Genomic DNA, 13,273 nt, shown 5'->3' on the forward strand with positions numbered 1-13,273 from the left:
GGCCCCGTCGCGGCGGCCCGCGGAGTAATGCCGGAGTGAGGGCACACCGAGCCTAAGCGAGGTGCCGAGTGGTGGGGCAAGAGCGTTTTGCTTACTTTTGCGCTGTTCAAAAGTGAGCCGCCGTAAGGGCGGTACCAATAGCGGCCGTTACCTAAATAACGGATATACACCCCGACCCCCCTCTCACCCCAACAACTCACTCATCGCAATAATCTGCTCCGCCACTTGAATCAGCTTCTGCTGCCGACTCATCGCCTGACGCCGCATCAGCGTGTAGGCCTCTTCCTCATTACACCCCTTCATTTTCATCAACAACCCCTTGGCCGTTTCGATCCGCTTGCGTTCGGCCAACTGCTGATCCCGCGCCTGCAACTGCGCGCGTAGCGCCTGGTCACTCTCGAACCGCGCCATCGCCACATCCAGAATCGGCTGCAACCGCTGCGCCTGAATCCCCTCGACAATGTAGGCACTCACCCCGGACTTGATCGCCTGACGCATCACCCCCGGATCATGCTCATCGGTAAACATCACAATCGGCCGTGGCTGGTCGCGACTCACCAGCACCACCTGCTCCATCACATCGCGTCCCGGCGACTCGGTATCGATCAAAATCACGTCCGGGCGCACCGCTTCGACCCGCGCCGGCAAGTCGATCGTCAACCCCGATTCATCGATCACCTCAAACCCGGCCTCGGTCAACGCAGCCTTGAGCCGACCGACCTTGCGCGGTGTGTCATTGATCAACAGGATTCGTAGCATGGGTTCCTCCTGTCAGCGCAAGGCCTGGCGGCTGGCAACATCTGCCATGGCATGCAGGCGAAAGCTGCGGGCATACCCGGCCGGGTCCGAACCGTCCCAGATTTTTCCGTCGATCAACTGGCTGCTGCGCATGGCCTCGCCACCGGCAGGCACGCCCACGGCGCTGGCCGCCTGGCGATAGATGTCCAGTTGTTGCACACGCCGGGCAACGCCGAGGTAGTCCGGGTCCTCCCGCAGCAGGCCCCAGCGGCGGAACTGGGTCATGAACCACATGCCATCAGACAGGTAGGGCAGGTTCACCTCGCCGTCGCCATAAAAACGCAGCGCGTGGGGATCCTGCCAGTGGTTGCCGAGGCCGTCATCGTAGTCGCCGAGCAGGCGCGGTTCGATGCAATCGAGCGGGGCGTCGAGGTACTGCGGGGCGCTCAGCAACTGTGCAGTGGAGCGGCGGTTTTCCGTGCTCTGTTCGATAAAACGGCTGGCCTGCAGGATCGCCATCACCAGTACCCGGGCGGTATTGGGGTATTGCTCGACAAATGCCTGGGTGCAGCCGAGGACTTTTTCCGGATGGTCCGGCCACAGTGCCTGGGTGGTGGCCAGGGTAAAGCCCTGGTTCTGCTTCACCGCACTGGCGCACCAGGGCTCGCCCACACAAAAGCCGTCGATGCGCCCGGCTTGCAGGTGCGCAACCATCTGCGGCGGCGGCACCACCACACTGTCCACATCCTGCAGGGGATGAATGCCCTGGCTGGCCAGCCAGTAATACAACCACATGGCGTGGGTACCTGTGGGAAAGGTCTGGGCGAAGGTGAGTTTTGTTCGGCTTTGGTGCACGTGGCGGTCCAGTGCCTCAGGACTGGTCACCCCCAGCTGTTGCAGGCCACGGGACAGGTTGATGCTCTGGCCGTTCTGGTTCAGGCCCATCAGCACCGCCATATCGGTGGGTGCCACGCCGCCGATACCCAGGTGCACGGCGTAGATCAGGCCGTACAGGCTGTGGGCGGCGTCCAGTTCGCCGCTGACCAGATTGTCCCGCAGGCTGGCCCATGATGACTGGCGCCTGAGATTCAAGGTCAGGCCATAGGGCTGGGCGAAGCCCTGGGTGGCGGCGACCACCACCGAGGCGCAATCGCTCAGGGCCATGAAACCCAGGTTGAGGCTGCTCTTTTCCGGGGCATCGCTGCCGTTGACCCAAGCCAGGGGATCACTCATCAATACGTACCTTTCATAAAAAAACGCCGTTCCGTCGGGTACTCAGAGGAAGAGCCCGGGGTAACGACGTCTGTGTCCTTGAGCCCGTTCCGCCGTTGGCGCGAGCTGCGATAGACAAGGCAAAGCAAGGCACATGCCACGATGCGCACAGGATGGGCTGGGCGTCAGCTTTCCATCAGGATTGAAATCGGCCTGCCTCGCAGTATGGCCGCTCTTTCAGCCCGGGCCATGCAGGCATGTTCAGCCACCTTCACCGTTTCTCGACGCTGCTTTTCTGCCTGGTGCTGCTGGGCAGCCCCGGCGCGTTCGGGGGCTCCTACCAGGCCCGTGATGAAAGCCTGCACACTTTTTTTACCGCGTTGTCCCTGCCGCTGGGGCAGCCGATCGTTGTCAGTCAGGCGGCAGCTCGCAAGCGCATCAGCGGGGCGTTCGATTTCGACTCGCCCCAACCGCTGCTGGAGTCGGTCGCCCAGCAGCAAGGCCTGATCTGGTACACCGATGGCCAGGTGCTTTACCTCTATGACGCCGACGAGGCGAAAAGCTCCGTGGTGACCCTGCGGCATATCTCGGTCGACCTCCTGCGCGGGTTCATGCGCCGGTCGGGGCTCGAAGAGGCGCGCTACCCGCTGCGTGCGAGTGGGGCGCGGGTGTTCTACGTGTCCGGGCCGCCGAACTATGTCGACCATGTGCTGCGCCTGGCCCAACTGATGGACCGCCAGCGTGCGGAACTGCGCCTGGGGCCGCAGCGGATCGGGGTGGTGCAGGTGCTCAATACCCACGTTGCAGACCGCGAGTACAACATGGGCGACAGAACCGTCACGGTGCCGGGCATGGCATCCATGATCGAAAAACTGCTGGCCGTCGAGCAGGAGAGTGCGTCCCCGCGGCAACCCGGATTACTGGCCGACAAGAATATCTCGGTGCTGGCGTACCCGGACACCAACAGCCTGCTGATCAAGGGCAAGCCCGCGCAGGTGAGCTTTATCGAAGGTCTGGTGGCAGAACTGGACGTACCGAAGCGCGCGGTGGAGGTTTCGATGTGGCTGGTGGATGTGGACCGCGATGAGCTCAAGAAGATCGGCGCGACCATGCACAAGGGGTCGGACAAGCCTTCAGCGACCCGGCTCATGGCACCCATCGAGGACGAAGCATTCATGCAGCGGATCACCGCCTTGGAGTTGCGCAGGCGAGCGAGGGTCACGACGTTGCCGGTGATTCTCACCCAGGAGAATGTGCCCGCGGTTTTCAACGACAACCAGACGTTCTATCTGCCCCGGCCGGGTGAAGACCACGACGAATGGCAACCGGTGGTCTTTGGTACGCAGGTCAGTGTTCTGCCGCGCTTTGCCGAGGCGAATGAAATCGAGATGCTGCTCACCGTCGAGGATGGCCGCCAGATGGGCAAGGCTGCCAGTCGCGACAAACCCTCGGCGGGGGTGGAGCGGATGGGGATCAACACGGTGGTGCGTGTGGCTCCGGGCAGGCGATTGCTGGTGGGGAATTTTCAGCGCGATACCGGCACAGCCTTGCTCGGACGCTACAACGGGCCCATGGCCAACAGTGTGCGATTGTTTGTGATTCAGGCGACGGCGGTCGCAAGTGTGCTGCATACCGCTGCCGAGCCGGGGCAGGCGCCGCCGTTGACGCGCTCCCAGCATGAGCAGGTGAAGCGGGCATTTACCCGGGTGACCGAAGGATAAGAACGTTGGTGGCGCGCCTGGGCGGGCATCGTCGAAAGGTCCTACGTGCCCAGTCTGAAAAAATCAGTGCCTATGGGGTTTTTTCCTCTCCTATACAGCGAGTGGGCTTTTTATAGTCGCGACCTTCAGGAAACCAGTGTTGGAAATGAAGGTGAGTTGGGTGCGGAGGTACGAATGGCCGTGGTGAACGATGGGGTACTGGCTACCCCCATGGTCTTTGAGCGCTGGACGTTGCACGGCGACGGTAGATTGACCAGTGAAGACTCGGATATTCAACTCCCGCCCAAGGAGTGGCAGGTGTTGCGCCTGTTGCTGTCCTCGGCCGGAGTGCTGGTGACCAAGGACCACTTGCTGGAACAGGCATGGCCCCATAACGAGGCCACGGAAGAGTCCCTGACCCGTTGCATCTGTTCGCTGCGCAAATATTTGAAGGGCGGCAAGGGCCTGATCAAGACGGTATACGGCAAGGGGTACCGGGTGACCTGTGCGGTCAGGATGACCAGCCTGACGGTGGGCACTGTCTGTTCCACCTGCGGTCGGGGGCAGGCATGAGCAGCGCCCGGTGCAAGGGGGCGCTGCTGCTGATGCTCACGCTCGGCTTCGGCAATGAAGCCCGGGCGTATTGCTGGGCCGAGGCTGCCAGCCGATACGGCATGGAGCCGGAATTGTTGCAGGCCATCGCCGCAGTGGAGTCGGGCTACCGCGCCAAGGCCATGAATTACGCCAACAACAACGGCACCCGTGATATCGGGCTGATGCAGATCAACAGCATTCACCTGCCGCGCCTGCTCAAGGAGGGCATTACCGAGCAGCGCTTGCTGGATGAGCCTTGCCTGTCGGTGGAGGTGGGGGCGTCGATCCTTGCCGACTTCGTCAAACAGTTCGGCTACAACTGGACGGCGATCGGTTCCTACAATGTGGGCGGCGGGCCCGGGCCTCAGCGTGAGGCCCTGCGTCTTCGCTATGCGCAAAAAATCTGGGCCCGCTATGAGGAACTGATGACGCACCGTAACTGACGATTGGACGGCACGCCTCGCATGCAGCCCGTCACCCCGGCTATAATCGCCGCCACCTTTCGCCGCCATCCGAGTCAAGCCCGCCCATGTATACCCTGGCCCGCCAGCTGTTGTTCAAACTCTCTCCGGAAACTTCCCACGATCTGTCCCTGGACTTGATCGGTGCCGGTGGCCGCCTGGGGCTCAATGGCCTGGTGTGCAAGGCCCCGGCGAAAATGCCGGTGTCGGTGATGGGGCTCGATTTCCCCAACCCGGTAGGCCTGGCTGCGGGTTTGGACAAAAACGGTGCGGCCATCGACGGTTTTGCGCAGCTGGGTTTTGGCTTTGTCGAAATCGGCACCGTGACCCCACGGCCGCAGCCGGGCAACCCGAAGCCGCGGATCTTCCGCCTGCCGGAAGCCGAGGCGATCATCAATCGCATGGGCTTCAACAACCTGGGTGTGGATAACCTGCTGTCACGGGTTCAGGCGGCTAAGTACACCGGTATCCTCGGGATCAATATCGGCAAGAACTTCGACACGCCGGTGGAGCGTGCGGTGGATGACTATCTGATTTGCCTGGACAAGGTCTACGCCCACGCCAGCTACGTCACGGTCAACGTCAGCTCGCCTAACACCCCGGGCCTGCGCAGCCTGCAGTTTGGCGACTCCCTCAAGCAACTGCTCGAAGCCTTGCGTCAGCGCCAGGAAGATTTGGCTGTGCGCCACGGCAAGCGTGTGCCCCTGGCAATCAAGATTGCCCCGGACATGAACGACGAAGAGACCGTACTGGTGGCACAGGCCCTGGTGGATTCGGGCATGGATGCGGTGATCGCCACCAACACCACCCTGAGCCGCGTCGGTGTCGAAGGCCTGGCGTATGGTGACGAAGCGGGCGGCCTGTCCGGTGCGCCGGTACGCGACCAGAGCACCCACATCGTCAAGGTGCTGGCGGCCGAGTTGGCAGGGCGCTTGCCGATCATTGCCGTGGGTGGCATCACCGAGGGCAAGCACGCGGCCGAAAAAATCGCCGCCGGCGCGAGCCTGGTGCAGTTGTATTCCGGCTTTATCTACAAGGGCCCGGCGTTGATTCGCCAGGCGGTGGATGCGATTGCGGCATTGCCGCGCGGCTGACAACAGGCAATAAAAAGGGCTCCTTGAAGGAGCCCCTGGGCCGAAGCCCGCCGCCCGGATGGGGCGTGCGTGGTTAAGTGGTTGCGTATTCGTGCTGGTGTCGGAATTAAATGCCCTTGATTAGCCGACGGCGTGAAGTTCGTTGAGTCTGTGGATTCCCGCAGTGCCAGTCATACCGTCCCAGTTGTCGCCGCGTCCTTCTCGCCAGCCGTTGATCCAGGCTTGGCGTACCGACGGTAGAGTAAATGGGCAAAGCTCACGGGATTTGCCATGAACGCCATATTGATATCCGCGTAAAAATGCTCTTTCCAACGGATCACGCTTAAGTCTTCTCATAGGGTGTTTCCCTCACTTGTTGACTGTCTTGATATCCTTCGGCCTCGTCCGAGGCCGGGCAGAGTTTTTCTGCCGTTGGTGCGCTCGCTGCCGGCGTGGCGAGCTATGTGTCGGCGTCGTTACGGCGCCAACCTGTGTTGAGTTCTAACCAATAGGTCACATGGATTCAATGATCGTTTTGTCATAAGCACGTAACGATAACGATGCTATAGCCATAAGCTGGGATGGCTTTTCGCCCCTTTTATTGGGCAAACCCAGCTATGATGTGCCCTTCAAAGAGGATGGGTTTAATCCTTTAGTGAGAATGTCCGCCTGTTGCAGTCGGTTATTATTCGACGAAGGGTCGGAATGTTTCTTTTTGTTGCTTCAAATACTTGAACTGCCCCGTCGATAAAGGCCCGAAAGGCCGGTAGCCGGGGTGGAACGGCACATTCGTGCCACACGAGCGCTCTTCAAGAAAAGCGCTTGATTGAAAACCGAACGCGCGATGCGTCGCCCGTTCACTTATTGCTGAAAAGCCTGGAATGCCCCATGTCGGACCGTTTTGAACTCTTCCTCACCTGCCCCAAGGGCCTCGAAGGCCTGCTGATCGAGGAAGCCGTCGGGCTTGGCCTTGAGGAAGCCCGCGAGCACACCTCGGCCGTGCGCGGCATGGCCGACATGGAGACCGCCTACCGCCTGTGCCTCTGGTCGCGCCTGGCCAACCGCGTGTTGCTGGTGCTCAAGCGCTTCCCGATGAAGGACGCCGAAGACCTGTACCACGGGGTGCTGGACATCGAGTGGGAAGACCACATGCTCGCCGACGGCACCCTGGCCGTTGAATTCAGCGGCCATGGCTCGGGCATCGACAACACCCACTTCGGCGCGCTGAAGGTCAAGGATGCGATTGTCGACAAGCTGCGCACCCCGACCGGCGAACGTCCATCCATCGACAAGATCAACCCGGACCTGCGCATCCACCTGCGCCTGGACCGTGGCGAAGCGATCCTCTCTCTCGACCTGTCCGGCCACAGCCTGCACCAGCGCGGCTACCGCCTGCAGCAGGGCGCGGCACCGTTGAAAGAGAACCTGGCGGCGGCGATCCTGATTCGCTCCGGCTGGCCGCGCATCGCTGCCGAAGGCGGCGCGCTGACGGACCCGATGTGCGGCGTCGGTACCTTCCTGGTGGAAGGCGCGATGATCGCCGCCGACATGGCGCCCAACCTGAACCGTGAGCTGTGGGGTTTCACCGCCTGGCTTGGCCACGTTCCGGCGCTGTGGAAAAAACTTCACACAGAGGCCAGCGAACGTGCCGCCATCGGCATGGCCAAGCCACCGCTGTGGATTCGTGGTTACGAGGCGGATCCTCGCCTGATCCAACCCGCCCGCAACAACATCGAACGCGCAGGCCTTAGCCACTGGATCAAGATCTACCAGGGCGAAGTCGGTACCTTCGAGCCGCGTCCGGACCAGAACCAGAAAGGCCTGGTGATCTGCAACCCGCCGTATGGCGAGCGTCTGGGTGATGAAGCCAGCCTGTTGTACCTCTATCAGAACCTCGGCGAGCGTCTGCGCCAGGCGTGCCTGGGCTGGGAAGCGGCGGTGTTCACCGGTGCTCCGGACCTGGGCAAGCGCATGGGCATCCGCAGCCACAAACAGTATTCGTTCTGGAACGGCGCCTTGCCGTGCAAATTGCTGCTGATCAAGGTCACCCCGGACCAGTTCGTCACCGGCGAGCGTCGCACCCCGGAACAACGCCAGGCCGAGCGCGAGCAAGCGGCCTACGACCAGGCGCCGACCGAGCCGCAAGAGCGCCAGTACAACAAGAACGGGAACCCGATCAAACCCGCCCCGGCCCCAGTGGTCGAGCAGGCGCGCTTGAGCGAAGGCGGGCAGATGTTTGCCAACCGCCTGCAAAAGAACCTGAAACTGCTGGGCAAGTGGGCCAAGCGCGAAGGCGTCGATTGCTACCGTGTGTACGATGCCGACATGCCGGAATACTCCATGGCCATCGACCTGTACCACGACTGGGTCCACGTCCAGGAATACGTGGCGCCGAAGTCGATTGACCCGGAAAAAGCTTCGGCACGCATGTTCGATGCCCTGGCGGCCATTCCCCAGGCGCTGGGCATCGACAAGAACCGTGTGGTGGTCAAGCGTCGCGAACGCCAGAGCGGCACCAAGCAGTACGAGCGCCAGAGCGCCCAGGGCAAGTTCACCGAGGTCAGCGAAGGCGGCGTCAAGTTGCTGGTCAACCTGACCGATTACCTGGACACCGGCCTGTTCCTCGACCACCGTCCAATGCGCATGCGCATCCAGAAAGAGGCGGCCGGCAAACGCTTCCTCAACCTGTATTGCTACACCGCCACCGCCAGTGTGCACGCCGCCAAGGGTGGCGCGCGCAGCACCACCAGCGTCGACCTGTCGAAGACCTACCTGGACTGGGCGCGCCGCAACTTCTCCCTCAACGGTTTCTCCGACAAGAACCGCCTGGAGCAGGGCGACGTGATGGCCTGGCTGGAAGCCAGCCGCGATGAGTTCGACATGATCTTCATCGACCCGCCGACCTTCTCCAACTCCAAGCGCATGGAAGGCATCTTCGACGTGCAACGCGACCACGTGCAGTTGCTGGACCTGGCCATGGCACGCCTGGCGCCGGGCGGCGTGTTGTACTTCTCGAACAACTTCCGCAAGTTCCAGCTGGAAGACAACCTCGTCGAGCGGTATGCCGTCGAAGAGATCAGCGACAAGACCATCGACCCGGATTTTGCGCGTAACGCCAAGATCCATCGGGCGTGGAAAATCACCGCGCGCTGATCACTGCGTTCTGAAGCCGCAGGCCCGGATCATTCCGGCCTTGCGGCTTTTTTTTGCGCTGGTCAAACGCAAGTCCTGTGGCTATAACTTAGGACCTGGCCAAAGTGACGCACCCGCACGCTGGCGTTCCGAGTCTTGTCTATGCCGCTGCATGCCGTCCGCCCGAAAATCCTAGGCTTTATCAGTGAGCAGGTGTCGGCGTGGCTGGTGGCGGTGGTGGTGTTGCTGGCCGGTATCGCGCTGACGATTGTCGTCGCCTGGGCCGCGTCAGAGCTTTACCAGCAGCAGATGCGCCAGCGCTTTCAACTGCTGGTCAACGAGCGCTACAGCCGTCTCCAGGAGCGTTTCGAGGACCAGGAACAACGCCTGGGCAGCCTGCGGCGGTTCTTCGTCAATTCAAATACAGTCTCGCGCAAAGAGTTCGAAGGGTTCGCGCAGCCCTTGCTGTTGCGTACCCGCGCCTATGCCTGGGCACCCCGGGTTTTGCGTGACCAGCGCGGTGCGTTCGAGCAGGCAATCACGGCGGAGCGCGGTGCGAATTTCTCCATTCGTGAATTGAATGCGGCGGGCGAACTGACCCCGGCGACTGATCGCGATGAGTATGTGCCGGTGTTGTACAGCCAGACCCAGAGCATTCTCGGCTCGCCGCTGGGTTTTGACCTGTTGGCCCAGCCACTGCGGCGCTCGACGGTGGAGCGTGCGCAACAGTCAGGGAAGATGGCGGTGTCCCAACCCATGCAACTGGTGGGTGTGGAGCCGGCCTATGCCATGGGTGTATTGCTGGTGGCACCGGTCAGCCGGGCACCGACGACACAAGAGCCCAACAGTGAACCTTACGGCTACGTCATGGCGGTGATCAGCATGCGCCAGCTGGTGGCCGATGGCTTGCCCAAGGCCGCACGGGACAACCTGGTGATGCAGATTGTCGACACCTCCGATGCAGAGCAACGGGTGTTGTACGAATCCAGCAACCCCGTGGCAGACAGTGACCTGGTGGCAGCACGCCGGCTGACGCTCGGCGACCACGTCTACGCCTTGAGCCTGCGCCCCAGCCAGGTGTTCCAGCAGGGCAATCACTCGTCGCTGGTCAGTATCCTGGTCATGGGCAGCCTGCTGAGTGTGCTGCTCAGTGCGTTGCTCTACGTGGTGGTCAGCCAGCGCCAGCGCGCATTGAAGCTGGTGGAGCAGCGCACCGCCCAATTGCGTCAGCGGGAACAGGAACTGCGAGGCACCCACGGCCAACTGCGCAGCGTGCTCAATGCGGCCACCCAGGTGGCGATCATCGCGACGGACTTGCGCGGTGTGATCACCACCTTCAACGCCGGCGCCGAGCAGATGCTGGGCTTTGAAGCACAAGAGGTACTGGGCCACCTGACCCTCGAAAGCCTGCACCTGGCCCCCGAGCTGGAAGCCCGTGCCGCGCAATTGAGCGCAATCCTCGGCAAGCGCATCGCGCCAGCCCAGGCGATGCTGGTGGACAGCGCCGATGCAGTGCATGAGGCCCGCGAGTGGACGCTGGTACGCAAGGACGGCAGCCAACTGACGGTGAACATGCTCGCCACTGTTCTGCTGGACGAGCATGGCCTGTGGGTCGGGCACCTGGCGATCTGCCTGGATGTCACCGAGCAGAAGCGCGCCTATGAGGCACTGGCCGCGCGGGACCGCCTGCTGAAGAAACTCAGCGCCCATGTGCCCGGCGGTATTTTCCAGTTCATCCTGGAACCGAACAATGTCTCGCGTTTCATTTATGCCAGCGATGGCATCCGCGACATCTACGAAATCGAGCCTGGGGTGTTGCAGCAGGATGCGCGAAAGGTCTTCGAGCGGATTCATCCGCTAGATGTCGAGCGGGTACGGGAGTCCATTCGCCTGTCCACCCTGCAACTGAGCCATTGGCGTGAAGAATACCGGGTGCAGTTGCCCCATCGGGGGCTGCGCTGGGTTCGCGGTGAGGCGACGCCGGAAGAGCTGGCCGGTGGCGGTACGTTATGGCATGGCTATGTGTCGGATATTTCCGATCTCAAGCGGGTCGAGGAAGAGCTGCGGGCGCTGTCGATTACCGATTCCCTGACCGGCATTCATAACCGACGCTACTTCCAGGACCGGCTGAAGGCCGAGATGATCCGCGTCAAGCGTGCCTCGGGGGCGTTGTCGGTGATTATGTTCGACATCGATCACTTCAAGCGTATCAACGACCAGCATGGTCACGCGGTGGGTGATGAAGTGCTCAAGGAGTTATGCCGGCGAATCAGCCAGCGGTTACGACGCACGGATGTGTTTTGCCGGCTGGGGGGCGAGGAGTTTGTGGTGCTGTGCGCCAATACCGACGGCAGCCAGGCGTTCAATGTTGCCGTGGAGTTGTGGCAGGCGTTGCGCGGTGAGCCGATGGAAGGTGTCGGCACGGTGACGGCGAGCTTCGGGGTCGCCAGTTGGCGGGTCGAGGAGGGCGTCGACAGCTTGTTGCTGCGGGCGGATTCGGGTGTCTATGCCGCCAAGCAGGCGGGCAGGGACAGGGTTGAGGCAGAGCGGGTGCTTGCCTGAAGTGCACGGCCATTCAAGCTATTAGAGATCAATGTGGGAGCTGGCTTGCCTGCGATAGCATCACCTCGGTATTCCTGATAGACCGAGGCGTCTGCATCGCAGGCAAGCCAGCTCCCACATTTGATATTTGCTGCTGTTAGAGGACCGGGGCCGCCGCCGCCAGTTTCGGCTGGCGATACAGGTCCAGCAGCACCTGGTCCAGTACCGAGGACGCGCCCCACGGTTTCGGATCGTTGAGAATCGCCACCACAGCCCAGGTATTGCCATTGTTGTCGCGGCTGAACCCGGCAATCGCCCGCACGGTGTTCAGGGTGCCGGTCTTGACGTGGGCTTCGCCGCGCATGGCCGTGGTCTTCAGGCGTTTACGCATGGTGCCGTCGGTGCCGGCAATCGGCAGCGAACTGATGTACTCCGCCGCGTACGGGCTTCTCCACGCCGCTTGCAGCATGGTCGCCATCTCGCGGGCGCTGACCCGTTCAGCACGGGACAGGCCGGAGCCGTTCTCCATCACCAGGTGCGGCGCGGTGATGCCTTTTTTCGCCAGCCACTGGCGCACCACGCGCTGGGCGGCCTTGGCGTCGTCGCCGTCGGCATCGGTGCGGTACTGCGCACCCAGGCTCAGGAACAACTGCTGGGCCATGGTGTTGTTACTGTATTTGTTGATGTCGCGGATGATCTCCGCCAGGTCCGGCGAGAACGCACGAGCCAGCACTTTGGCGTTCTTCGGTACCGGCGCCTGGATGTCGCGGCCCTGGATGCTGCCGCCCAGTTCCTTCCAGATCGCCCGAACGGCGCCGGCGGTGTAGGTGGCGTGGTCCAGCAACGACAGATACGTCTGCGAACTGCAGCCGTCCGCCAACTGGCCGCTGACGGTCACGGTGACGCTGCCGTCGGCGGCGGTCATCGGGCTGTAGCGCACATCGCCGGTGCATTGCTTGGCGTTGGAGACCTTGACCTGGTTGTCGATGCGGATGCTCGCAATCGGCGGCTCGACCGACACCAGCACCTTGCCCGAATCATTGCGGGTGACGAAGCGCAGCGCCTTGAGGTTGACCATCAAGGCATCGGGCTTGACCAGGAACGGCTTGTTTTCGTCGTTACCGTCGTCATTGAACTCCGGCAGTTGCGGCGGGATGAAGAAGCCACGGTCCAGCACCAGGTCGCCGGTCACTTGCTGCACGCCATTGGCCCGCAGGTCGCGCATCAGCAGCCAGAGTTTTTCCATGTTCAGCTTGGGGTCGCCGCCGCCCTTGAGGTACAGGTTGCCGTTCAGGATCCCGCCGCTCAGGGTGCCGTCGGTGTAGAACTCGGTTTTCCACTGATGGTTGGGACCGAGCATTTCCAGGGCCGCGTAGGTGGTGACCAGCTTCATGGTCGAGGCTGGGTTGACCGACACGTCGGCGTTGAACACGGTAGGTGTGCCCGGGCCATTGAGGGGAATCATCACCAGGGACAGGGCATTGTTTTGCAGCTTGGCTTTCTGGAGGGCTTCCTGGACCTTGGGCGGCAGGGAAGTGTTGATCGGGGCGGCGGTAACGGAAAAGGCCAGGGGCAGAAGAAAACTGGCGAGTAACAGTGGACGCAAAGATTTGATCATAAGAATTAAAACCCTACTGCTGAGGGGGTAAAAAGGTGAGGGGTATGTACGAAAAATCCCTCAATGGTCATGAAAGTGTCGGCATTATGCCCCAAGGCTGTCGCACTTGTGGCTGAACGATAGCTGCAATTGGCGGTTTTTTTTACTGGCACTCTGCCGCCTGTCCCAGAGAATCGGGCAAAGGCCTGCTTAAACTGCTAAAGT

Annotated in this window: 10 protein-coding genes; 6 read left to right on the top strand and 4 right to left on the bottom strand. The window is 61.8% G+C overall.

Annotated elements, in window-relative coordinates:
• Positions 1-183: 183 nt before the first annotated feature.
• Together HYE77_RS08505 and HYE77_RS08510 are read right to left on the bottom strand one after the other, a co-directional pair.
• Positions 184-759 (bottom strand): ANTAR domain-containing response regulator, encoded by a 576-nt coding sequence (locus HYE77_RS08505; protein WP_003219125.1) that lies wholly within the window; start codon positions 757-759, stop codon positions 184-186.
• Between the two features lie 12 nt (positions 760-771).
• Positions 772-1,971: a CmpA/NrtA family ABC transporter substrate-binding protein gene (locus HYE77_RS08510; protein WP_003219123.1), complete on the bottom strand. Its 1,200-nt coding sequence runs from the start codon at positions 1,969-1,971 to the stop codon at positions 772-774.
• Between the two features lie 236 nt (positions 1,972-2,207).
• Here HYE77_RS08510 and sctC point away from each other — a divergent pair, with 236 nt between their 5' ends.
• The 4 genes from sctC to HYE77_RS08530 all read left to right on the top strand — a co-directional run bounded on the left by sctC (position 2,208) and on the right by HYE77_RS08530 (position 5,799).
• The gene (gene sctC / locus HYE77_RS08515; protein WP_177068664.1) at positions 2,208-3,671 is read left to right on the top strand and encodes a type III secretion system outer membrane ring subunit SctC; all 1,464 of its coding nucleotides are present in this window, start codon (positions 2,208-2,210) and stop codon (positions 3,669-3,671) included.
• Positions 3,672-3,845: 174 nt separating this feature from the next.
• Positions 3,846-4,223: a winged helix-turn-helix domain-containing protein gene (locus HYE77_RS08520; protein ID WP_102368366.1), complete on the top strand. Its 378-nt coding sequence runs from the start codon at positions 3,846-3,848 to the stop codon at positions 4,221-4,223.
• Positions 4,220-4,687: a transglycosylase SLT domain-containing protein gene (locus tag HYE77_RS08525; RefSeq protein WP_003219119.1), complete on the top strand. Its 468-nt coding sequence runs from the start codon at positions 4,220-4,222 to the stop codon at positions 4,685-4,687. The genes HYE77_RS08520 and HYE77_RS08525 overlap by 4 nt, the downstream gene beginning before the upstream one ends.
• Positions 4,688-4,773: 86 nt before the next feature.
• Entirely contained in the window at positions 4,774-5,799 is a 1,026-nt protein-coding gene (locus tag HYE77_RS08530; protein WP_003219118.1) for a quinone-dependent dihydroorotate dehydrogenase, read from the top strand.
• A gap of 120 nt (positions 5,800-5,919) precedes the next feature.
• Here the strand turns inward: HYE77_RS08530 and rmf are convergent, their stop codons facing one another.
• Entirely contained in the window at positions 5,920-6,135 is a 216-nt protein-coding gene (gene rmf / locus HYE77_RS08535; protein WP_002553055.1) for a ribosome modulation factor, read from the bottom strand.
• Positions 6,136-6,666: 531 nt separating this feature from the next.
• Between rmf and rlmKL the strand changes: the two genes are divergently transcribed.
• Both rlmKL and HYE77_RS08545 read left to right on the top strand, forming a co-directional pair.
• Positions 6,667-8,931, top strand: a complete 2,265-nt coding sequence (rlmKL, locus tag HYE77_RS08540; RefSeq protein WP_003219107.1) for a bifunctional 23S rRNA (guanine(2069)-N(7))-methyltransferase RlmK/23S rRNA (guanine(2445)-N(2))-methyltransferase RlmL — start codon at positions 6,667-6,669, stop codon at positions 8,929-8,931.
• A 141-nt stretch (positions 8,932-9,072) separates the two neighbouring features.
• Entirely contained in the window at positions 9,073-11,472 is a 2,400-nt protein-coding gene (locus tag HYE77_RS08545; protein WP_177068665.1) for a diguanylate cyclase, read from the top strand.
• A 136-nt stretch (positions 11,473-11,608) separates the two neighbouring features.
• Here the strand turns inward: HYE77_RS08545 and dacB are convergent, their stop codons facing one another.
• Complete coding sequence (dacB, locus tag HYE77_RS08550; protein ID WP_003219103.1) at positions 11,609-13,069, bottom strand: D-alanyl-D-alanine carboxypeptidase/D-alanyl-D-alanine-endopeptidase; 1,461 nt, start codon at positions 13,067-13,069, stop codon at positions 11,609-11,611.
• Positions 13,070-13,273 lie beyond the last annotated feature (204 nt).

Source organism: Pseudomonas sp. IPO3774 (genome assembly GCF_013386835.1).
Taxonomy (GTDB): domain Bacteria; phylum Pseudomonadota; class Gammaproteobacteria; order Pseudomonadales; family Pseudomonadaceae; genus Aquipseudomonas.